Origin of the sequence: Paenibacillus thalictri (assembly GCF_004307995.1) — a bacterium.
GTDB classification, from domain to species: domain Bacteria; phylum Bacillota; class Bacilli; order Paenibacillales; family NBRC-103111; genus Paenibacillus_AF; species Paenibacillus_AF thalictri.
In genome coordinates, this window is record NZ_SIRE01000002.1 from 355214 (window position 1) to 377468 (window position 22255).

Below are 22255 nucleotides of genomic sequence, written 5' to 3' on the forward strand. Positions count from 1 at the left end.
TGTATGAACCACGGTGAAAATCTTGCGCCGCGCGCGAACTTATCCGCGGCCTTGCTCCTGCAATAGAGCAAGCCACCGATCCGCCGTATGCTGCCATGTAAATTGCTGCGCGACACGCCTCAGGCTGTGCTCGCCCAAACATTGCGCCAGCTCTTTATTTTTCAACAGCGATACCGCGTAATACGGCAGCTGCTTCCCAATCTGTTGCGGATCGAGCAAATATCCCGTCACCCCATGCTGCACAATTTCGCCGATCCCCCCGACACGAGTTCCGATGACCGGCACGCCGCTCGCCATCGCCTCCAGATTCACCAGTCCAAATGCTTCCCGTTTAAGCGAAGGGACGAGATGCACGTCGGCCAGACGGTACCATTCGGGAATTTCCTTGTGCGGCACATAAGAAACAAACCGCACGTTATGCGGAACCTGCCGGGCAAGACGGCGCAATTTTTTCACGTAAGGCGTCATCTTGTTGTTGTGATAACACGAACCCCCGATAATAATCAGCATCGCGTCCGGCACCTCCTTGACAATAGCCGGCATCGCTTCAAGCAGCTTATGGACGCCTTTTTGCTTGGTCCACCTTCCGACGTAGAGCAGGATCGGCCTTCCTTGCAGCCCGGTTTTTTCCAGCATGTTTTCCCGCAGCCTCCGGCCTTCGTCTTCCCACCGGGAAATAAACCGTTCCCTGTCGACGCCAAGCCAATTCACGCGAATCCGGTTCTCCACCGCGGGCACTTTCTCCGCTATTCGATCCCGCATATACTCGCTGTTGACGATAATCCGGTCGGCTGCTTTCAGACAGCGTCTCAGGGCGGTTATGCCGATAAAAGGCGGAGAGACATAAGTAAGCGAATGCAAAGACAGCCAAATTTCAGCTTTCGGATGTTTTTTGCGCATATAACGGACGAAGTTTGGCCGGTTTTCCACTTGAATGAGCTGCGGCCGCACCTTGCTGATATGACGGCTCACGTTGCGCATATATCGTGCCATGCTCACACGCGGGTAACGCCGGTACGTCACACCGTCCCGAGTCTCGACCGCGGAAAGCGAAGCCGTCTTCTTGCCGAAGACGATCGGCTTGACTACGCCGCTTACCCGCCGGGCCACATTTTCGACGACGAGTTCCACAGAACCGCTCCTGCCCGACAAAATGGCCAAATCACCGGGAGTCACAATCGTCACGACAGGTTGATTCAACAATTTGATTTCCCCCTTATTCCTTGTAGAAGTTGTTCAAAAAGTCGGCTTTTGATCACGAAGCAAGTCAGGAAGCGAATCGACATCGAATCTTGCGTTTACCTTCAAAGTCCGGTGCTCATGTAGGTTTTGCCTACACTCCGCTCCTCCTCCTTCTTCAGGTTCTCACAACCTTCTCGGTCCTGAAAAGCCGACTTTTTGAACTCTCACTTGTAGGTTGATTCATTATATTCAAGCCAAAACAGGGATGGATGGGCGGTATGTGTTGAAACTTTTTGAGGACCGGCGGTCTCCGTTGTTTTTAAACACGCACTTGCCCACCACACCTGTCCATACCCCCGCCCTGCTTGTGTCATATGCTGTACAGAAATTCACCTAATAAGCTTCTAGAAAGGGGCGGATACAAGACGATGACAGCTCCTTACGTGGGCATTATGGTCAACGATAAAATGTACAGCTGGATTCCATCGGGAACTACGAAATATGAAGCCATCCATTATTACATCGAAGCCGGCAAGCGGTATGGCGTGACCCCCTGTTTTTTTCGCATGCAGGACTGCAAAGAAGACGGCACGGTCAAAGCTTACGTGAATGAAAACAACCGGTATGTCGAAAAAATCATTCCCACCCCTACCGTCATTCATAACCGGGCCATTTACCCAACGGAGAAGGAGAATGTACAGCTCGCCGCTTGGGAAGAAAACGGGCTGCGTATTTTTAACCGTTGGAACCGGTACGGCAAGCTGAAGGTACATGAGCTGCTCATGCTGGACGATACGCTGCGCCCGCATCTGCCGGGAACTTTCCCCGCTACGCCGGCCCATATTACGGAGATGATGCGGATGTACGACGAGATCATCGTGAAGCCGGACCGGAGCAGCGTAGGACGCGGTGTCATGAAGCTGAAGCGCGAGCCTGGCGGCTGGGTGCTCATTTATCCCCGCACCCTCAGCGTAAACAACAAACATTTTAAACAACTTCGCTTCCGCAGCGCGCTGCCTCGCCTGCTGCACAAACGGCTTGCGGGCATGAGTTATATCGTGCAGCAATGCCTGCCGCTCGCTACCTACCGCGGCCGGCCGTTTGATATGCGGGTATCCGTGCAGCGGGGAGCCGCCGGAGATTGGCAGGTTACAGGCATCATCGCCAAAGTTGCGGGCAAAGCGACGTTTATTACTAACGTCGCACAAGGCGGCACGGTACACCGTCTCGAGCACATTATACAAGAGGAATATCCTCAGCTTAACCCGGATAAAGTGCTTGCCGATGTGTGCAATTTCTCGCTGCGGGCGGCAAAACAGATGAGCGCGCGGCTGCCGCACCTGGCCGACCTTGGCATGGATATCGGAATTACCGCATCAGGTTTCCCCTTATTTATCGAATGCAACGGCAAAGATCAGCGTTACGGCTTCCGCGAAGCGGGAATGATGGACGAATGGAAATCGACTTATTTCAATCCGATGGCCTACGCCAAATATTTGCTGGACCACCCGGACGGCACTCCGCCGATGTAACGCTCTAAAGTGAACATACGTGGCATTCTCCCCCGGGAAACGGAGAGTGCCACAAGCAAGTGCCTCCGCCTCAAAGAAAGCGGCAGGCCGGTTTCCTTTTCCAACGTAAAACGGATAAAATAAACGAGTGGGATTGTTGTAACGAAAAGAAGCCGAAAGGATCATGACATGAGTCCGTTTCGTCATTACGAGGATAAAGTGAAGTCCGAACTGTACATATGGGAACACAAGCTGCTGCAGCCGGCAGGGCTGATGGAGAAGTCGTCCCGGTTCGTCCAGGGTAAAATCAATCGCGTCATCCCTCCCAAGGTGCATCAGGCGATCACCGCATCGGTGAAAGGCATCGTCCAAACCGCCTTGTTCAGCCTCGATTACATTCCCAAAGGAGAACCGCTGCTTGGGCTTAGGTTATCCGATCGCGACAGGCGCGCCGAGGAATTGATCTCCGTGTACAAAAAACTGGCGGCCGCCGAAGGTGCGGGCACCGGCGCCGGGGGTATTCTGCTGGGGCTTGCCGACTTCCCGCTGCTGATCGGGATTAAGATGAAATTTCTGTTCGAGCTGGCGCACGTATACGGTTTTTCCACAAAGGACTACCGCGAGCGGCTGTTTTTACTTTATGTGTTTCAGTTGGCTTTCTCCGGCCAAGACAAGAAAGCGGCGCTGCTTCAAACCGTCCGCAGCTGGCATATCACCGCCCGGGCGCTTCCGCCCCTGCAATCTTACGCCGAACATGTGGACTGGCGCCAGCTGCAGCAGGAGTACCGCGATACGATCGATTTTCGCAAAATGCTGCAGCTGGTACCGGGCATCGGGGCCGTCGTTGGCGCCTGGGCCAATTACGGACTGCTGGAAGAGCTCGGGGAAACCGGCAAAAACTGCTTCCGGCTGCGCCTGCTGGCGGAAACTTAAAAGGCATGGTCCAGTACAATACCGGACTCATGCCTTGTTAGTTACCAATGAAATCAGTTTTACTTTTGAGGTCGCTTCACATATCCTGCCGCTTTGACCTCAATAACGGTTAGGCTTGCTCTACGCATTGCTTCCATTTCTCCAGCTCATTGGTGCAAATCCAAATGTGCGGATAACGGGAGCGCAGCTCCTTCATGCCTTCCTCATCGTCAATCGTCCAAGCGATGATCTGAATTCCTTGTTCGCCGCAGCGCTGCACGAATTCATCGTTTAAATAGATCGATTTGACCGATACATACCGGGCGCGGATTTGCTCCGCCAGCGGGAATAACGAAGGGGTCGCTCCGTAAATAACAAGCCCCAAGTCGACCTCCGCGGACAGCTCTCTCATTTTGATGATCGAATAATGATCAAACGAAGTCACAAACACCTCGTTTTGCATGCCGCAGGAAGCGATCGTATCGAGTACTTTTTGCTCCAAGCCCGGATACAAATCCCCGCTTTGCTTCAGCTCGATGTCGACCAGCGCCTTGCCTTTGGCCAAAGTCAGCACTTCTTCCAGCGTCGGAATTTGCTGCCCTCCTCCGGCATCCAGCTTTCTCAGCTCTTCGAACGTATAATCGATCACTTTGCCTTTGCCGTTGGTTGTACGGTTGACGGTCGTGTCATGAATGACAACGGGAACGCCATCTTGCGTCAATTGCACATCCAGCTCCAAATGGCTAAATGACAGGTCAAGCGCCGCCTGAAACGAAACCATCGTGTTTTCGGGATATCTTTTCGGGTAACCGCGATGTGCGAGTCCAGGTATAGTCATGGTCATCGTCCTCCTATTTCCCTTGATCTCCAAAATGCGTATTCCCTATTATCATACCGTATCCGCGGGCGTCTGACTACTTGTACCAAGACGCCCGATTATTCACTCCACGGCAAAATCTGAATCCGGTCCAACGCATAACTGGACGAAGAGCGATATGTCGAAGCCCCGGACTCAAAAAGAATGTGAAGATTGCCGTTCAGCTCAAACAATCCTTCCGACATCGGAGGCATCTCCGTTGTGTCTTTTACATTTTTGCCGTCCAAAAACCAGACCGGCACCGCGGCAGAACCGATCGTCACGTTGGCATGCGGTTTGTCCGCCAAACTTAGCTTCATGTGGTGCAGCGTGCTTGTGTTGTTGCGGCCGTACGACTCGCTGAGCCAGATGTTGTCTTTGGAGACGTACATCCCTTGAATCCGGTCCGGCAGCGATAATATGTAGTTGGGTACGGGAGCAGCGCCATTCTGAGCCGCCGGCAGATCGGTGTTTCCATCCAGCTTGAAGCCTTCCGCCCACGCTTTATGTTCTTTGCCGTCGGGACCTGTCATATAATGCGCTTTATCCGTCGGATAACTGGCTCCTTGGGCAAATTCGCCGATCCATAATACGCCGTCGCCGTAGGAGGTGAAAGATGCTCGCGTGCTGCTTTTCACCGATCCGGCGAATACGAGGCTGGAGCCGTCGGCCGCCTTCACGATGTCGTCGATGTTCAGCATGTTCACCTCTTTATCGGAAGAAAGCCACACATGCTTTTTGCTGGCGGTAATGCCCCCGGCATGGCCGGTATACGGCTGGTCCGCCGTTTTATTAAATGTCATCGATTTGACCAGCTTGCCGGTACCGGCGTCCAGCACCGACATAAAGCTGGATTTGCCGCCTTCGCGGTAATAGGAAATCAATATCCACTTCTGCTCAGGCAAATACGCGATCCCCTGCGGAACGCCGCCCTGCAGCAAACCGGGTACAATCGGGCCGTTTTTCGCTTTTTGCAAAAACGGCTTGATTTCGGGAATATCCACCCGAAGTTTGATTCCCGCCTCTTCCTGCGTAATGCCCAACGCGTTTGCCGGCTGACCCGGCGCAGCCGCGGCCGGCTTGTCTTTCGCTTCCGCCGCGGGAGCGGCGGGCTGGCTTGGAGCGGCCGGTTTGGCCGCTTGCGGCGAAGAGACGCAGCCCGACAAAACCAATCCGAACCCGGCCAGCAGCGCGATATATCGCAGGGGGTTCTTCATCGGGCCGCTCCTGCCGCAGCACGCGGCTGGCGATCCAACAGCCCGTTCAAGCGGCCGGGATAATCGGTAATGATGCCGGAAACGCCGTAATCGATCGCTTCCTGCATCTGCGCTTCATCGTTGATCGTATAAGGATAAACGCGCAATCCGCGCTCTATGGCTTCGCGTACATCTTCAGTGTCGATCCGCTTCATATTCGGGTGCAGCGAGTAAACCGGCAATCCGAGCGTATCGGCTAATGCCGAATGTTTGGCCGCATTCATGTCATAAAGCAGTCCGATTTTCGCTTCCGGCAATAGCAGTTTGAGGAACATCAAGCTTTTGTGGTCGAAGGAAGAAACTACAACGTTATGCACGCGGTTTTTTCTTTTCATCAACGCGCATAAAGCATGCTCCAGCTTGCGGCCGTAGGAGCCCTTGATCTCTACGTTAATCATCACGTCCGGCGGCGTCAGATCAAACACTTCCTCCAGCAGCGGCAAGCGCTCGCCGGCGAATTTCTCATCAAACCAGCTGCCCGCATCCGCTTGTTTCAGCTCGGCAACGGTCAGATCGTTGACGGCCCCTTTCATATCGGTCGTCCGGTCCAAGGTCGCATCGTGGATAACGATCAGCTCCCCGTCCTTGGACAAATGAATGTCCAGCTCAATGGCGTCGCAGCCTTGCTCCAGTCCAAGCCGGAATGCGGCAAGCGTATTTTCGGGAGCTTCGCCTTTCGCTCCGCGGTGTGCAATGACAAGCAGTTGTTTTTCAGTCGACATAGTCAATCATCCTTTCCCGGTCTTGTGCCCCTTACTTAAAGGTGGAGTTGGCCATAGCTGCGATAATGTATTTTTGCGCGAAAATAAATACGATGACGATCGGCAGAATCACAAGGATACTTGCGGCCATCAGCAGGTGGAACGTCAGCGACTCGTCGCCGGCCACGGAATCCCGCATCATCGCGATCCCGACGGTCAACACGCGCATCTGGTTCGAGTTGGTCATAACGAGCGGCCAGAAATAAGAGTTCCAGCTGCTGATAAAGCTGATGACAGTTAAGGTGGCGACCGTCGGCAAAGCCATCGGCGTAAGAATCCGGTACAACACTTGGAAGCGGTTGGCCCCGTCCACACGAGCGGCCTCGATGACGTCGTTGTTAATGGAACGGAACGTCTGGCGCAGCAGGAATATGCCATAAGCCGAAGCGGCGTGCGGGATAATCAGCGCATAATACGTGTTGATCCAGCCGAGCTTGGACATCATGACGTAAACCGGCACAAACACAACCTGCTCCGGCACGATCAGCGCGGCAAGCACCAGCATAAACAACTGCTCACGGCCCTTAAAACTGCCTTTGGCAAAAGCATAAGCGGCCATAATGCCGATGTTAATCTGCAGGAATACGATGCCTACCGTTTGAACGACGGTGTTGACCGTAAAACGGTAAAACGGAATGGTCTTAAAAGCGGTGGCAAAGTTCTCCCATCTGAAATGCTCCGGCCAAAACGTCGGGATCGCCGATTTGAGCTCAGCCGTCGATTTGAAGGCGGTAATAACCATCCAATAAATCGGGAAAAACATCACTAATGTAATCAATATCGCAAACACAAGGCGGGTAGTCGACCATACGGGATTTTTCATCTTTTTATCAGCCTACCCTTCATAGTGAACTTTCTTCTTGGAGATGTACATTTGCACCGACGTCAGCAGCACGATAATGATGAAGAAAATAACGACCAGCGCGGACGCCCGGCCTGTTTTAAACTCGTCGAACGCCATTTCGTAAATCCAATACACCATCGCTTTGGTCGATTCCAGCGGACCGCCGTTGGTCATAATATCGACGGATTGGAACACCTGCATGGACGATATAAAATGGGTAACGACCAAAAACAGCGTTGTCGGCGACAAAAGCGGCAGCGTAATTTTGAAAAACTGCGTCCATTTGCTCGCCCCGTCCAAACCGGAGGCTTCATAATAGTCCAGCGGAATGCTGCGCAAACCGCCGATAAATATAATCATCGCAAAACCGATGCCTTTCCATGAAGCGACGACAACCAGCACCCACAGCGCCGTCTTCGTATTCGTCAGCCAGTGAATCGGCTCCATGCCGAAAATTTTCAAAAGTTCGTTCAGCAAGCCGTATTGGCCGTTGAAAATCCATAAGAAAATCATCGAAACGATGACCATGGAAATGTAATGCGGCATAAAAATAACGGCCCGCATAAAACCGAACGAACGCGATGCCACATTAAACAGCAGCGCCAGGAGCAGGCCCAGCCCTAACGTAATGATGACGTCCAGTATGGTGTACGTGAATGTAACTTTAAGCACTTTATAAAACGTATCGCTGGTCAGCAAATACGTATAGTTGTCGAACCCGATAAATTTCTTGGTCGGCTTGGTCATATTCCAGTTGGTGAAGCTCAAGTAGAACGAATTGACTAGCGGATAATAAATAAAGGCAATTAAAGCAACCAATGCAGGTATCGCAAACGCAAAATCTTTGAAACCTTCGATCCTTCTTTTACGGGAAAGCTTGTTTGTGTTGCTGACTGCTGTCGAGCCCGCAGCGCGGCCGTCCGTCGCTTTCATCGCGACTCCCCTCTCGAATACGATAATGAATGAATGTAATGCAGGCGAGGTATCCCGCCCGCATTACGATGGTTATTCATGAATTTTTATACATTGCTTCTGGTAATTATGGGAAAGGGCTTATTGATCCTTCAAGATGGCGTTGATGTCTTTCACAGCGTCTTTCATCAGCGGAACCGGATCGGCGTTCTCCAAAATCATTTTGCCGACAACTTCCATGTACTTCTTGCTGAATTCCGGATATGCCGGATGCTGAGGACGGCCTACAACGTTGTCGAAGTTATCGAATACGGCTTTGTATTGCGGCAGCTTCTCGAAATATTTCTTGCCTTCTTCGGTGTTGATTACAGACTTGTGAGTCGGCAGGTAACCTGTGCCTTCCGCCCATTTGATGTTGTTTTCGGCCCCGGTCATAAACTTCACGAATTTCCAAGCCGCTTCCTTCTGCTTGGCCGGCGCGCCGTCCATCATCACGATGCCTGCGCCGCCGATGTGCGATTTGCGTTCTTTATCGCCGGGAATGAAGGAAACGCCAACCTCAAACTTTGCGTTTTCCAAATACGTTTTCAACACGGCGGAAGTGTGCTGCACCATGGCGACTTTGCCGTCGAGGAACATTTGCCGCATCGTATCGGATGCGCCTTTGCCGTAACCCATATGCATCGATCCGTCTTTCATCCATTTGTCGAAGTTTTGAATCCATTTCAAGCTGTCCGGTTGATCCAGCAGCGATGTCTTGTGATCGGGGCTTAGAATCGCGCCGCCGCCGTTGGAAATCCACGGATCGTAATACCAAGTATCCCAGCCGGGAACGGAGAAAGCGTAACGTGTCGTTTTACCGTTTTCCTTCACGGTAACCTTCTTGTTGAAATCTTCGATTTCCGCCCAAGTTTGCGGAGGCTTAACGCCAAGCCCGTCCAACATCGTTTTGTTGTAAACAAACACGCTGGTGCTGACGATCAGCGGAAAGCCGTATTGCTTATCGTTGTATGCGTATGCTTGCAGCATCCCTTTGGAGAAGTCGGTCAGATCGACTTTATCCCGCTTGATATATGGGGTCATGTCGGCGAATACGCCGCCGTCCGCGAAGTTCGGAAGCGCCGATACTTCAACGTTGGTTACAGCAGGCACTTCTTTGGCCGCTACAGCCGCCTGCAGCTTTTTGTGCAGATCCGTGTACGCTCCCTGGAAAACCGGTTCAACGGTAATGTTCGGATATTTCTTCTGGAATTCGGCGATCATATAATTCACGGCCGGCATTTGCGTTTCCGCATGGGAATGCCAGTATTGAATCGTCACCGGGGAATTATCTTCAGCCGCCGCTTTAGCGTCGGGAATATCTTCCCCTTTGCTTGAACATCCAACTGCCATAGACATCGTGATGGACGAAACTGCCAGCACCGTTAACCATTTTTTTACCTGCATTGATAAAATCCCCTTTCGTATGCGTTTTCTGTTATTCAGGAATAAAAAAACAAAAGGAGACTTGAAAAAACCGCAAGAAACAAAGGAACCGCCTGAACGGTCCATATGCTTCTTGGGTTGTCTCAATAGTCTCCGCACCCAATCAATATAGAACATGAGGTAAACGTTTTCTTTTCCGACTTAAAGTATGCCATAGCGCGGTGTAAGTGTCAATACATAAATTATAAATATACCATTAATTTCTTGTAAATACAATGTAAACAATCGATTTATTTGTTTTTTCAAAAATGCTCAGACGGAATGCGAGCTTTGCAGCTGCGGATCGGCCAATTTGCCGATTTTCGACTCCATCGAAAGAATCTCCCCCGACGAAGAAATCCTCTCCATTGCCTTAATCAGCGCTTCTTTCTGAAAAACCTTCAAGCTGAAAAGAAGCTCCATGACCGGCTCTTCAACGCCGGCGATCTCCATGGTGCCCTCCTGCTTCATTTTTACATTGACAATTTGAATGCCCTGCTCTCCGAGCCGTGAAGCAATGCTGCCGAGCACGCCCGGTTTATCGCAAATTTTAATTATGATTTCTTGATTTCTGCGGTGACGCATCATATGTTTCTCCCATTTGTTGAGCACAAACAAGCTGACCAGCACCATAAACGTCGCCAAGCTGGCGCAGTAGAAGAATCCCGCCCCCACGCAAAGCCCAATGGCCGCCACCACCCAGACGGAAGCAGCCGTCGTCAGTCCCGATACGGTGGTGCCAGTTCGCATAATCGTACCCGCGCCCAGGAAGCCGATGCCGCTGATCACTTGCGCGGCCAACCGCGCCGGGTCCGTCCGCACATTCGTTTCGTTTACAAATTGCGAAAAACCGTAGATGGACAGCAGCATAATCGCCGTCGAGCCGATGCATACCAGTATATGCGTACGCAGCCCCGCCGCGTGGTTGCTCCACTCCCGCTCAAAGCCGACAAGCCCTCCCAACAGAGCCGACAGCAGAATGCGGAGCGTCAAATCCAGATGCGAAATTTGCCAAACATTGTGCATGAAACCACCTCCCTTCCCTTCAGTTGCGCCGGTCAAACGTTCGCCAGAATGAAAAAAACCTCTCAAGAAAAGTGCGCACAAAAATCCCGCATCTTTTCCAAAGAGGTTTATCTCAACGTCACTATACCGCTTGGATCAGCTTGTTACTTCGTTATATGCAATTTTTCCTACGCCCAAAGCTCGGACGTACCGGCGGATACGGCGAGCGCCCCGGCTTTCAGCGCCTCTTCGATTTCCTGCTGATTGCCGACAAGCCCGCCCGCAATAATCGGAAGCGATGTCATGTCGGTCATCTCGCGGATGATGCGCGGCATAATGCCCGGCATGACCTCGATGGCGTCCGGCTCGCTTTGCTCCACCGTCTTGACCCCGCGCACTACGGCGCTGCGGTCGATCAGGAATATCCGCTGAATGGCCATCAGGCCGTTCTCTTTTGCGCCGCGGATCAGATTGCTTTTGGTGGAAATGATGCCGGTCGGTTTTATATTTTGTGCTACATAAGCGACTCCGCTGCGATCGGGTGCGATGCCCTCAATAAATTCCATATGCAGAAATACGTGCTTGTTTGCCGCTTTTACCCGGTCCACCAATTCTTTTATATTGAATATGGAACCAACCATTAAAAAGATGACATTAACCGGGCTTTCGATCGCGCGGTCCACATCCTCCACCTTATGAATGGACGCGATAGTTTGATGTTCCACAATATCGACGATCGGATACATATTTGTACCGCCTTTCGTTAAAGTGAGAACATTATACCATATGTTAAGGTAAAGACACGATTTCTTTAATGCTTGGCAGGATAAAATGCGGCGGGGAATCCGTTGCAGCTGCCATCTCGCGGGTGCCGACGCCGGTTAACACAAGCACGGACTTCATGCCCGCGTCATTGCCCATCTTGATATCCGTCTCCAGCCGGTCTCCGACCATGTAGCAGTCCTCGAAGCTGAGACCTAGATGAGCGACCGCCGCTTCGGCCGCAATCAGCGAAGGCTTGCCGATCACCAGGTCGATCGGCTTGTTGGTAGCCGCTTGCAACGCTGCGATAAACGTGCCGGTATCGGGAATTTGTCCGCCATCGAGCGGGCATGTTGCATCCGGATTGGAGGCGACAATAATCGCACCGCGTATAGCTGCTTGGTACAACAGATTCAGCTTGTCGTATGTAAACTGCCGGTCCCAGGACAAGACGATATACTCCGCTTGCTCGCTGTCTTCCGTCATCGTAATGCCATGATCGGTAAGCTCGTCGAAAATCGGCTGCTCACCGATTACAAAAGCGCGTTCGCCGGGTTTCATATGTTTTTGCAAATATTGCGCAACGATCTGCGACGAATTAAGCACGTCGTTTAGCGTTGTCGGAATCCCCATTTTATTCAGCTTATCGACGTAGGACTGCCGGGTGGCAATCGGTTTGTTGGATAAAAAAACGACGCGGTCTCCGCGAGCTCTCAGCGCCCCGATGGTCTCGGCCGCCCCTTCCATCATTCTGTCCCCCAAATAAACAGTACCATCCAAATCAAAAATAAAACCCTTCATTTTGTATGCCTCTCTTTCAGCAATAATCGAAATAAAACAAAAAACCTTATCCTTGTAAGCATACCTCACCCGTTAAGGTAAGATATGACTTACGGATAAGGTTTTCTCCATGACTCGCGCCTAACCGTATGTTTCGTATGAATGATGTTTCTTACTATAGAGCCGAACCCGCTTTTTGTCAACCGAAAATAATTGCGCCGAACATCATTGCGCCGTACACAACAGCAAATCCATCATTGTTTACCCGTGCCGCTGCTGAAAATGCTTCATAAACGCGGCAAGCGCCTCACACGCCGCAAGCGGCACAGCGTTATACGCCGAAGCCCGCATCCCCCCAACGCTGCGGTGGCCGGCCAGCCCGGCGAAGCCTTCCCGCTCCGACTCCTGCACGAACCGCTTCTCCAGCGCTTCATCCTGCATCCGCCACGTGATGTTCATGATCGAGCGGTGCTTGTTCTCCACCATGCCCTTGTAGAAGCCCCCGCTGGCGTCAATCGTATCGTAAAGCAGCTTGGCTTTCGTTCTGTTGCGCTGCTCCAGCGCGGCCACGCCGCCTTGCTCCCGAACCCACTGCAGCACAAGGTTCACCATATAGATCGAATGAACCGGCGGGGTATTGTACAGCGAGCGGTTTTTGACATAAGTACCGTATCGGAAGATGACCGGTATGTCGCTCCTCGCTTCCTTGGCAAAATCGTCGCGGATCACGACCGCGGTCACGCCGGCCGGACCGAGATTTTTTTGCGCTCCGGCGTACACCATCGCGAATCGGCTGAGATCTCTGCGGCAGCTTAATATATCGCTGGTCATATCGCCGATCAGCGGCACATCGCCGGTATCGGGCAGCTCCCGGTACTGCGAGCCTTCAATGGTATTGTTGACCGTGATATGCACATAAGCTGAGTTCGCAGCGATGCTTAAATCGCCTTGCTCGGGCAGTGCCGCCCATTTCTGCGCTTTGGAGCTGGCGGCAACCGCCGTTTCGCCGACAAGCGCGGCTTCTTCGTACGCTTTCTCCGCGAAACTCCCGGTCAGCACGTAGCTGCCCGGCCTGCCGGCGCCTATGAAATTCATCGGTATAAGCGCAAACTGTGAACTCGCGCCTCCACCCATAAAAAGCACATGATAACCGGCCGGCAACGCCAAAGCCTCCAGCAGCAGCATCTGCGTTTCCTCCATCAGTTGTTCCACCGTACCGCTCCGATGGGACATCTCCATCAGCGACATGCCTTCGCCGCCGTAAGCGACAAATTGTTCTTTCGCTTGTTCCAATACTTCCAGCGGCAGCGCCGCCGGTCCCGGGTTAAAATTGTACACTCGATTGCCGTTCATCCGCTCCATGTTTCATCCGTCCCTTCGCCTTTGTGATGTGTATGCCGTAAAAAACACAAAAAGCGCCCTCATCCGATTGGGACGAGGAGCGCTTAAGCTCGCGGTGCCACCCAACTTGACCGGATATACCAGGCGGTATATGCCGATCCTCTTGGTTCCGCGGTAACGGGCGGGGCCGGTGAACTTGAGAAGCGGCGCTGTAACGGCAGCTTCTTTAACGAAAACGCCTCGGAGTTGGATGCTCTTCATCGGCATAATGGGATGTTTGATTGTTCCTTATCATACACCCTTGCGGCGCCAAAAAGCAACAGGCGAAATATCGCGCTGTCAAACTTCGGCGGTTTTGCTATAATGAACGAAAGCAAGGAGCCTGTCAGACAGATCGGATCCCGGCGAAACCCATATGACCGATATAATAAGGTGGATAAGTCACAATGCGGAACGGCAAAGCAATCATTCGCCACCCGCTTGGCCTTCATGCCAGACCGGCAGCCGAGTGGGTAAGCAAGGCGCTACAATTTGAAAGCGATATCCAAATCGCTTTAAACGGAAAAACCGCCAACGGCAAAAGCGCCATTCATCTCTTGACACTTGGCGTTAAGGAAGGGGACATCGTTGACATAACGGCGTCCGGCCCCGACGAGGAGCAAGTCGTAAGCGCCTTCCTGCAGTTTGCCGAAAGCTTATCGTAAGGGAGGTTCGGCTGCGATGCTGACAAGCCGTCAACAGAAAATGCTCGCCGAGCTTATGGAAAATTTCCGGCACGTGACCGCCGAAACGTTTGCCCAGCTGCACCAGATTTCGGTAAGAACGGCGCGCGGCGACCTGCTGCTGATCGAAGATTGGCTGCGGAAACATGGCATCGCTTTGCAGCGTGACCGCCGGCTCGGCGTGAGCCTTGATGCGGATCGCGAGCAGTCGGCGAAGCTGGCCGGCTTGCTTGCCAAACGGCCCGAATTCGTGGATGCCAAAAGCCGCATCCGCTTGCTGCTGAAGCAGCTGCTCGAAGCGCCGGAATTGCTGGCAAACGAGCTTGGCGAGCAATTTGGCATTAGCAAGAACACACTGCTGCAGGATTTGTCCGACATGAGAATCTGGTTTGCAGATCGCGGCCTGAAGCTGGAACGGGACCGCGGAAAATTGCAGGTAACGGGAGCGGAAACCGCCAAACGAATCGCGTACCTGGAACTGCTGCGGGAAGACATATCCGACGAGAAATTTCTTCAATTCATGCTGGACGACTCGCGAAACGGACCCATGGCGTATTGGAACACGTGGTTCAAAACGGAAGATGCCCATTATTTGTTTGATTTAGCGCGGAAATTGGAGCACAAGCTCGGGTTCGAATTTTCCGATGCGGGATATTCCGCGCTGATTCTTCACCTGCTGATGGCGATGGAGCGGCTGAAGCACCGCCATGCGATTTGCATGGACAACGAACTGCTGGAAGAATTGGCGGCAACCGAGGAATACGGCGCCGTTGTCCAGCATATCGTTCCGGGGCTGAGCGCTTATTTCCATGTAGAGGTGCCGCAGCAGGAGATCGGCTACATTACTCAGCATATCCTCGGCGCGCAAAAAGCCCACGCCGGCTCCGGGCAGCATTCGGAATACGAAGAGCTCGCCAAACAGATCGTAATCCGCGCCGAGATGAAGCTTGGTCATCCTCTTCAGCTGACCGAGCAGGTGATTCAAGGGCTTGCCATCCATCTGAAACCTGCGGTATACCGGGCCAAATTTGGGCTGCAGACGCAAAATCCGCTGCTGGAACAGCTGGAAGAGGAGTACGGCTCGCTTGTCGACATCATGACACAAGTTGCCGAAGAGTTGACGGAGCCTCTTGGCATCCGCTTCGACCGGGCGGAAATCGGTTATATCGTGCTGCATATTTGCAGCGGCTTGAGCCAGACGTTGAAGATCAGCAAAAAGAAAGTGGCGCTTGTATGCAGCTCTGGCCTCGGCACCTCGGCGATTTTGCAAAAACGGATGGAAACGTTGTTTCCGCATGTCAACATCGCCGGTAAATTTTCGTATAAAGAACTGAAAGCGATTACTTCCTCCGATGCCGACGCCGTGCTCTCGACCATCGACATTGCGTTTCCGCTGCCTGTTCCCTGGTTTAAAGTATCTCCTCTGCTGCCGAAAAACGACCAGGATCGGCTCTCCGCTTATTTCGGGGTCGCTCCCGCCGACCGGCAGCTCGAAGCCGAAACGGTTCAAACGGTTAGCGAAATTATGAAAATTATTGAGCGCAGCGCCACTATTCATAACCGCAATATGCTGGTGCAGCAGCTATTGGCGTTGTTCCAGGGATCCGCCGCCGCTACGGAGGAGAACAAGCTGTCCGGCCTGCTCCCGCCGCAGTCCATCCTGCTCCAGCAAGAGGATACGGATTGGGAAACGGCGGTCCGGATTGGCAATCGGCTGCTGCGCGACCGCGGTCTGACCGGGCTGCAATATGAGGAAAAGCTGGTGGACATGATTCGCGGTCAAAAGCATCATTTCATCATTCACGACGGAATTGCTTTTCCCCATGCGGCTCCTCAGGATGGCGTGTGGAAAACAGGCTTCAGCCTTGTTGCGTTCCGGCGTCCGATTGCCTTTGGACCCGCCCGGCAGCCGGTCTGGCTGATCATTACGCTGGCCGCCGCGGACAAAAAGCAGCATCTGCCGGCCATGTCCACGCTGCTGGATGCAATCAACGACGCCGCGTTTATGGAAGCTGTACAGACTGCGTCCAGCGCCGAAGACATTTGGAACCGGATTGCCGCAAAGGAGGAAGCGTAAATGTTAAAAATCGTCGTCGTATGTACCAGCGGACTCGGTACAAGCTTAATGATCCGGCTTAATATGCAGGCGCTGCTGAAAGAACTGGGCATCCAAGCCGACATGATGCACATCGACGCTTCCTCGATGTATTATCACGATGCGGATGTCATTATCGGGGCCAAGCAGATTGTCGAATCGTTTGGCTCCGAACTTGATGTCGAGAAAATTCCGCTGGACAGCATTACCGACAGAAATCATCTGAAACAGCAATTTATGCAAAGCAAAGCGTACTTGAAACAAATTTCGGGTACTTCGGATTGAGGGAAACCAATTATGAATTTTACGCAGCTCATCAATAAAGGCTTGCTCGGCGAACCCGCTCTGCTGCTCGGTTTTATCGCGTTTTTCGGGCTGCTGCTGCAGCGGGCGCCGTTCCAGCGAATGATGAACGGGACGATCAAGACAATGCTGGGATACGTTCTGCTGCAGATCGGGGCGTCGGCGGCAGGCACCTCGCTGTCCAATTTATCGACGATCATCCAAAGCGGGTTTCAAATCATCGGCATCATTCCGCACAATGAAACAATTGTCGCTTTGGCGCAAATCAATTACGGCCAAGAAATTGCCGTCATCATGCTGATCGGCATGGTGCTGCATTTGGGCATTGCCCGGTTTACGCGGTTCAAATATATTTTTCTGACCGGCCATCACATGTTGTTTATGGCCTCCATGCTGGCCGGGCTGCTTGTCGCCATGCCTCTGGCGGCCTGGCAGACGTATTTGTTCGGCGGTATTTTTTTGGCGCTGAGCATGTCCTTTGGTCCGGCCGTCATTCAGCCGCATGTGCGCAAAGTGATCGGAAGCAACGATTTTGCCGTCGGCCATTTCAACAGCGCCGGTTACCTGATTGCCGGCTGGATCGCGCGGCTGGTCCGCTCCAAGGAAGAACGGGAAACGTCGGACAAGCTGAAGAAAGTGCAGATGTTTTTTCAGGACCATATGATCGTAATCAGCGTGTTTACGTTTATTTTGTTTCTGGTGTCCGGATTTTTCGTCTCCGCCAAAGGTTTTGGCGAAATGTTCTCCGGACGGCATTATTTGGTCGTATCGGCAATGCAGGCCATCTGGTTTGCCGCAGGCGTGTTTATCATCTTGGCAGGCGTACGGATGATGCTTTCGGAGATCATCCCCGCTTTCCACGGCATTGCCGAAAAGGTGGTGCCAAACGCCATACCGGCGATCGACTGCCCCGTCTTGTTCACGTATTCGCCGCTGTCCGCGGTGGCCGGTTTCCTGCTCAGCTTTGCCGGAGGACTGCTGGCGATGGCGCTGCTCTACTCGTATCAATATACCGTGATCATTCCCGGCGTCATCCCGCATTTCTTCTCCGGCGGCGCCGCCGGCGTGATCGCTTACAAGCTGGGCAGGCGGCGGGGGCTGATCGTCGCTTCGTTGTGCCACGGCTTTCTGGTCACGCTGCTGCCGATCTTTCTCATCCCGCTGCTATCGGGCCTTGGTTTTATCCGGGCGACGTTTGCGGACAGCGATTTTTCCGTGATCGGCGTTATTGTCCATTGGCTGCTGAAGCTGGCGTTTCATGGCTGAAAATCACTGATTGATGAGCGGCAAAAATAAGCCGGGAGGCGGTCCCGGCTGCAAAATAAAGTCCATTGGACAGACTCCTTAATGGAACGGTCCTGAAATCAGGGTGCTTTCATTGCTTGCGCTATTCCTCATGTTCCTCTATGGTAATATGGGCCGTTGTCGTTACATTACCGAGTTTGGTGTGAAGAATCGATCGAATCATATGTTGTTCCAAGAAACTGATCAGGGGCGCAACCAGCCGAAAGCGAACGATGTCGATCTCCCCGGGCATATTGATTCCCAGATTGATATCGGCGCCATTTAAAATTCTCATCAGCAACGGTCTGTTTCGAACAATAAGCGATTGCGGCAGATGTTTAAAACCTCTCGGTAAATGAATGAGCAAGTTTTTCTCGATTGGAATGTTAGCGATATTTTGCACGGTGATGGTCACTACCGTTTCTCCCCCAGGCGGAATTATCGGCGGGTTTACATCTATGATTACGATGGGAGGCGGCTGCGGCGGTGACGGCGGCTGTGGCGGCGTTGGCGGCTGAGGTGGTATCGGCGGCTCTTTCTTGTTCCAAATGGCGTATAAGTTCTGATCGGATTGAATGCCCAATCCATCGTTGCCCGTTATGACAGTTTTTCGTTCGCTTGGAGGATCGGCGACATATTGGTATTTTTCCCCTGTCCCCGTTCCATTGTCGTTGAGCGACCATCCAAAGAAATTAAAATCTTGCAACACCATGTTGTTCGGGTTATTCTGCACCATGACATAATTGTCATTTATATAGACATTATGATCTACGGGTACCGAACCTGAAGTTAACGCGGCTCTGTTTACGGATTGGGTATTTGCAAAATAAGTCACAAAAAGCTGAAATTGCAGCACCTTAAGCCTTAACACCGTTTCGCTAATGATATTTGCCAATGCAGTCGGTTCAGAGCTAAAATTCAAGGTAGTATGCCGGTCAACCAATTTCTTATTCTGATAAGTTCCTCCGTTGAGTATTAAGAAGTAACTCGAATCTTCGCCTGTAAAAGCAACGTATTTATATAATGGCGGGATGGAAACGTCCACACCGTCAGTTGCACCTTGAGAAGTAACGACAAGTTCCTCTGATGTGTCAATCCGGTTAATCCCGTTTATTCCGTCTGTTACCCTGCCCTTATAAAAGGTTGCGTTTATGATGTTGGCCGGGGCATTCCCGGTATTTACGATTCCTCCTGATGCAAGCCATTGGTTTTCCGTCATGGTCACATCATCATTGATTAATCCGGTCCATAGCTGATCACGCTGGTTGAAGGTATTGTCCACAAAGGTGCCGCTAATCGGAGGAGAGGCATCAAAAAAGACGGAATTAGGTAAACCGGTCCAGATCCCGGTAAAATTGATGGCATAAGCAACCACATGGGTTGTGTTATCGATTTCCAGTGTATCCACATTGGAAGACCCTTTTATCGAGCGATCTGCAGCGTCCGCTGGTGTTCTTCTGGAATAAGCAACTTCCGATATGCCAATGCCGTTGGCATCAATCCCGGCATAAGCTGTCACCACGCTGTTGCTTACAATATGAATGGACTGAATATGAGATTTATTTTCGATCAAACCGGCATTAGCCGGATCTTTGTTTTCGGTAAAACTCGCGCCGATCCCCGGAGCTTCATTTCCTCCAAATGCTCCGCCAATTTGGGTGTTCTCAATACGAATCGAATCTATAGTTGATGTGCCGCCGAAATCATATTGTACAGGAGACTCAGCTATGCGAAAATCATTGGCATACCCTGTTCCTATACCCGGCCCTTTATCAAACTCAAATACATCGCCGTTCTTAAACATGCCTCCCTTGACGGCTTCGATGGTTGAATTTCGCAAAACGATGGAATTAACGTGACTTTCGCCTCCGTTGGTTGAATATCCCGCACCGATGCCGGGAGCCCCCCTTCCCCCCGTAATGCTGGAAACCATAACACCGTCCAACAAAATATTTCCTATCTTGGAAATACCGTTGGTCGTAGAGACGACACTTCTGGCGGCTGTCGCACCGGAACCGATCCCTGTACCCCCTATTATGCTCGCTTGCGTATCCAAAAAGGGGAAGGCGGCTATCGAATTAAAAGTAGAGTTGGTTATCGTAATATCTCCTAGCGACCAATTTTTCCAATCGTTCACGAGGTCTGCCCCTTGAAATGTGCCTATCATAGAAGCCACATTGCCTTCCATGCCATTCCCCGTACCAATACCAGCTCCGAAGTTGCCTCCAACAACATCGCCAAAAGTGGAGTTGGAAATCGTGATAGAACCAACTGATGATTGGCTCTGGTCAAAATCCGCTCTTCCCGAACCAATTGCAGCGCTGTTTAAGCTTCCGAAAACACGATCCAGCGTGGAATCTGTGATTTCCAATGCATTTACTCTGGATATCGCCCCTCGCAATGCATAAGCCGCGCCAATGCCGACACCCGAATCGTTGACCGGATCACCGCCGCTCGATGCTAGAATAATATGCGATTGTTGGATAATAATTTTATCTACAATTGCTATCCCTCTTGCCTCTCCCTGATTTGTCGCCCCGCCCGTGCCAATGCCCGCACCGCTAAACCCGCTGGATGCTTCCGTAATCACAGCGCCATCGGTAATTTCAATGTTGCCGACACTGGAGGTTCCGCCGACTCCATACCCTGTACCAATCCCGGCGCCTCCCGGCGTGTTGAATGTATTGGTCGAACCTCTCGCCTCTACCGTTCCGCCTGAAATCAAGATACTTGCGACCGTGCAAGTGCTGTTAGCGGCGGCCGTACCCGGACCGATGCCTGGCGAATTGGCTAAACCTACAGCTACAGTGGTTCCATTGGTAATGGAGATCACACCGGTTTTGACGAGCACATTCGAGGTTGCAAGCCTAACGACCCCGCCCGTCCCAATCCCCGCGCCATTGGCACTGCCTGTCGCAATGACGTTGGCATTGGAAATGGTGATGTCCTGCACCATGGATGTGGAGTCTGCGCCTTGAGCCGAACCCGCGCCAATGCCTGCGCCTCCTTGTCGCAAAGGTGAAGCCGCAGCCGTAATGTCTCCGCCCAAAATAGTAATAGAGCCGGCTGACGATGTACCTCCGCCGTTGGCAAAACCCGAGCCGATACCGGAGCCGCCGTTAGAATCCACGGAAGTGATGCTGTTGCCCCCGATTGCCGTAATCGTACCTGAGCTAATGAGTATATTGCCGACGGAAGAAATCGCTGCAAACCTTGTTCCTGCAGCGCCTATGCCGCTTCCTGTAAAGTTCACGACAGTTCCGCCGGTAGCTATAATAACCCCGGCATCAATGGTGATATCGCCAACGCTGGACTCGCCGTTTGCCGCCGTAGGCCAGGACGATCCGATACCGGAGCCGCTGCTGCTGCCAGTTGCGCCGCTTGCAGAACCGCCGGTTGCTGTCACTTCGGTGTCCGCTCCGCCAATCGTAATGCTCTCTACTCTGGAGACGGCATTTGCGCCCGCACAAGCAGAACCGATGCCTGCGCCGCTAAAATTTGTGGTGAAATCGCCGCCTTTGGCCGTAACTTTTCCACCATTAATGACAATGCCGGTCACAACGGAGGACCCCACACTGGCATGACCCGAACCAATCCCCGCGCCGCCATTGCTGGCAACGTTTCCTCCGGTGGCATTGACAATGCCTCCATCGATGACAATCGTCCCGAAAGAAGAACCCGCAGCCAAGGTAGACGCGCCTGCTCCTATGCCGGCGCCGCTGAAACGGGCGGCTACGGTTGTCGTATACCCGATTGCCGTGATTACGCCGCTTGTAATGGTTAAATTACCGCCTTTTGAATTTATACTGCTGCCAATCCCCGAAGAACCGAATCCGCCAATTGCCGTCAAAGTACCGCCTGGCGTATCGGTGTCTTCTTCAAGGGTAAGGCTGGCGCCCTGCAGTATTTCTAATCCTGCCTTACCCAAAGTGGCGCTGCCTCCTGTACTTTCCAATCTGCTGTCACCGACAAGCCGCATGAGTACATCACTGCTGCTTACTGAAATCGGTGCATTGGCGGTTGAAGTTGTAATGGAGACTTGATCCAATATAACGTTTACAGCGCCTGCAAGAACCAATTTATACGTGTTAGTCGTCCCGATTACTCGATAAATAACAAGCGGATTGCTTAATGTGACTACATTGCCGGTAACGTTAACGCCATTAACCGGGTCAGATGAAGGGTTAGATATATCCACAATAACATCCAAAAATAGTGCTCCTTCCCTTAATAACTTTTTGACGGCAGTATATTCAAATAGCTTG

General features: G+C 52.2%; 18 protein-coding genes. 6 read left to right on the forward strand and 12 right to left on the reverse strand.

Going from position 1 to position 22255, the window contains the following annotated elements:
• Positions 1 to 39 precede the first annotated feature (39 nt).
• Entirely contained in the window at positions 40 to 1203 is a 1164-nt protein-coding gene (locus EYB31_RS01820; protein WP_240762000.1) for a glycosyltransferase family 4 protein, read from the reverse strand.
• A 407-nt stretch (positions 1204 to 1610) separates the two neighbouring features.
• On the opposite strand from EYB31_RS01820, the gene EYB31_RS01825 reads away from it, so the two are divergent.
• Both EYB31_RS01825 and EYB31_RS01830 read left to right on the forward strand, forming a co-directional pair.
• Positions 1611 to 2714, forward strand: a complete 1104-nt coding sequence (locus tag EYB31_RS01825) for a YheC/YheD family endospore coat-associated protein (RefSeq protein WP_165452149.1) — start codon at positions 1611 to 1613, stop codon at positions 2712 to 2714.
• 168 nt (positions 2715 to 2882) lie between these two features.
• Positions 2883 to 3626: an EcsC family protein gene (locus EYB31_RS01830; protein ID WP_131011543.1), complete on the forward strand. Its 744-nt coding sequence runs from the start codon at positions 2883 to 2885 to the stop codon at positions 3624 to 3626.
• 109 nt (positions 3627 to 3735) lie between these two features.
• Here EYB31_RS01830 and EYB31_RS01835 read toward each other — a convergent pair whose 3' ends face one another.
• From EYB31_RS01835 to serC, 10 genes are all read right to left on the reverse strand, one after another.
• Positions 3736 to 4443, reverse strand: a complete 708-nt coding sequence (locus tag EYB31_RS01835; RefSeq protein WP_131011544.1) for a glycerophosphodiester phosphodiesterase — start codon at positions 4441 to 4443, stop codon at positions 3736 to 3738.
• Between the two features lie 98 nt (positions 4444 to 4541).
• The gene (locus EYB31_RS01840; protein ID WP_131011545.1) at positions 4542 to 5678 is read right to left on the reverse strand and encodes a hypothetical protein; all 1137 of its coding nucleotides are present in this window, start codon (positions 5676 to 5678) and stop codon (positions 4542 to 4544) included.
• A complete protein-coding gene (locus EYB31_RS01845) occupies positions 5675 to 6439 on the reverse strand; it encodes a glycerophosphodiester phosphodiesterase (RefSeq protein ID WP_131011546.1) in 765 nt (254 codons plus the stop codon). Before EYB31_RS01845 ends, EYB31_RS01840 begins: the two co-directional genes overlap by 4 nt.
• Positions 6440 to 6470: 31 nt before the next feature.
• Positions 6471 to 7301, reverse strand: a complete 831-nt coding sequence (locus tag EYB31_RS01850) for a carbohydrate ABC transporter permease (RefSeq protein ID WP_131011547.1) — start codon at positions 7299 to 7301, stop codon at positions 6471 to 6473.
• Between the two features lie 12 nt (positions 7302 to 7313).
• Positions 7314 to 8255, reverse strand: coding sequence for a carbohydrate ABC transporter permease (locus EYB31_RS01855; RefSeq protein WP_131011548.1), 942 nt, complete (start codon positions 8253 to 8255; stop codon positions 7314 to 7316).
• 120 nt (positions 8256 to 8375) lie between these two features.
• Positions 8376 to 9680 carry an ABC transporter substrate-binding protein gene (locus EYB31_RS01860; protein WP_131011549.1) on the reverse strand — a complete coding sequence of 435 codons (1305 nt, stop codon included), beginning with the start codon at positions 9678 to 9680 and terminating at the stop codon, positions 8376 to 8378.
• A gap of 291 nt (positions 9681 to 9971) precedes the next feature.
• Entirely contained in the window at positions 9972 to 10724 is a 753-nt protein-coding gene (locus EYB31_RS01865; protein ID WP_131011550.1) for an MgtC/SapB family protein, read from the reverse strand.
• A gap of 167 nt (positions 10725 to 10891) precedes the next feature.
• The gene (locus tag EYB31_RS01870) at positions 10892 to 11449 is read right to left on the reverse strand and encodes a glycerol-3-phosphate responsive antiterminator (protein ID WP_131011551.1); all 558 of its coding nucleotides are present in this window, start codon (positions 11447 to 11449) and stop codon (positions 10892 to 10894) included.
• A 43-nt stretch (positions 11450 to 11492) separates the two neighbouring features.
• Entirely contained in the window at positions 11493 to 12266 is a 774-nt protein-coding gene (locus EYB31_RS01875) for an HAD-IIA family hydrolase (RefSeq protein WP_131011552.1), read from the reverse strand.
• 240 nt (positions 12267 to 12506) lie between these two features.
• Positions 12507 to 13598: a 3-phosphoserine/phosphohydroxythreonine transaminase gene (serC, locus tag EYB31_RS01880; RefSeq protein WP_131011553.1), complete on the reverse strand. Its 1092-nt coding sequence runs from the start codon at positions 13596 to 13598 to the stop codon at positions 12507 to 12509.
• Positions 13599 to 14032: 434 nt separating this feature from the next.
• Here serC and EYB31_RS01885 point away from each other — a divergent pair, with 434 nt between their 5' ends.
• The 4 genes from EYB31_RS01885 to EYB31_RS01900 are packed head-to-tail and all read left to right on the forward strand — an operon-like array spanning position 14033 to position 17972.
• On the forward strand, positions 14033 to 14290 hold the full coding sequence (locus EYB31_RS01885) for an HPr family phosphocarrier protein (protein ID WP_131011554.1): 258 nt from the start codon (positions 14033 to 14035) through the stop codon (positions 14288 to 14290).
• A gap of 16 nt (positions 14291 to 14306) precedes the next feature.
• Entirely contained in the window at positions 14307 to 16385 is a 2079-nt protein-coding gene (locus tag EYB31_RS01890) for a BglG family transcription antiterminator (RefSeq protein ID WP_131011555.1), read from the forward strand.
• Positions 16386 to 16688, forward strand: coding sequence for a PTS sugar transporter subunit IIB (locus tag EYB31_RS01895; RefSeq protein ID WP_131011556.1), 303 nt, complete (start codon positions 16386 to 16388; stop codon positions 16686 to 16688).
• Between the two features lie 12 nt (positions 16689 to 16700).
• The gene (locus tag EYB31_RS01900) at positions 16701 to 17972 is read left to right on the forward strand and encodes a PTS ascorbate transporter subunit IIC (RefSeq protein WP_131011557.1); all 1272 of its coding nucleotides are present in this window, start codon (positions 16701 to 16703) and stop codon (positions 17970 to 17972) included.
• Positions 17973 to 18093: 121 nt separating this feature from the next.
• Here EYB31_RS01900 and EYB31_RS01905 read toward each other — a convergent pair whose 3' ends face one another.
• Positions 18094 to 22200 carry a beta strand repeat-containing protein gene (locus EYB31_RS01905; RefSeq protein WP_131011558.1) on the reverse strand — a complete coding sequence of 1369 codons (4107 nt, stop codon included), beginning with the start codon at positions 22198 to 22200 and terminating at the stop codon, positions 18094 to 18096.
• Between the last annotated feature and the right edge of the window lie 55 nt (positions 22201 to 22255).

Coding starts and splice junctions, on each gene's coding strand:
- EYB31_RS01860 (WP_131011549.1), bottom strand. CDS start 9,680: ATGCAGGTAAAAAAATGGTTAACGGTGCTGGCAGTTTCGTCCATCACG.
- EYB31_RS01850 (WP_131011547.1), bottom strand. CDS start 7,301: ATGAAAAATCCCGTATGGTCGACTACCCGCCTTGTGTTTGCGATATTG.
- EYB31_RS01875 (WP_131011552.1), bottom strand. CDS start 12,266: ATGAAGGGTTTTATTTTTGATTTGGATGGTACTGTTTATTTGGGGGAC.
- EYB31_RS01855 (WP_131011548.1), bottom strand. CDS start 8,255: ATGAAAGCGACGGACGGCCGCGCTGCGGGCTCGACAGCAGTCAGCAAC.
- EYB31_RS01845 (WP_131011546.1), bottom strand. CDS start 6,439: ATGTCGACTGAAAAACAACTGCTTGTCATTGCACACCGCGGAGCGAAA.
- EYB31_RS01895 (WP_131011556.1), top strand. CDS start 16,386: ATGTTAAAAATCGTCGTCGTATGTACCAGCGGACTCGGTACAAGCTTA.
- EYB31_RS01900 (WP_131011557.1), top strand. CDS start 16,701: ATGAATTTTACGCAGCTCATCAATAAAGGCTTGCTCGGCGAACCCGCT.
- EYB31_RS01865 (WP_131011550.1), bottom strand. CDS start 10,724: ATGCACAATGTTTGGCAAATTTCGCATCTGGATTTGACGCTCCGCATT.
- EYB31_RS01890 (WP_131011555.1), top strand. CDS start 14,307: ATGCTGACAAGCCGTCAACAGAAAATGCTCGCCGAGCTTATGGAAAAT.
- serC (WP_131011553.1), bottom strand. CDS start 13,598: ATGAACGGCAATCGAGTGTACAATTTTAACCCGGGACCGGCGGCGCTG.
- EYB31_RS01885 (WP_131011554.1), top strand. CDS start 14,033: ATGCGGAACGGCAAAGCAATCATTCGCCACCCGCTTGGCCTTCATGCC.
- EYB31_RS01870 (WP_131011551.1), bottom strand. CDS start 11,449: ATGTATCCGATCGTCGATATTGTGGAACATCAAACTATCGCGTCCATT.
- EYB31_RS01825 (WP_165452149.1), top strand. CDS start 1,611: ATGACAGCTCCTTACGTGGGCATTATGGTCAACGATAAAATGTACAGC.
- EYB31_RS01835 (WP_131011544.1), bottom strand. CDS start 4,443: ATGACTATACCTGGACTCGCACATCGCGGTTACCCGAAAAGATATCCC.
- EYB31_RS01830 (WP_131011543.1), top strand. CDS start 2,883: ATGAGTCCGTTTCGTCATTACGAGGATAAAGTGAAGTCCGAACTGTAC.
- EYB31_RS01840 (WP_131011545.1), bottom strand. CDS start 5,678: ATGAAGAACCCCCTGCGATATATCGCGCTGCTGGCCGGGTTCGGATTG.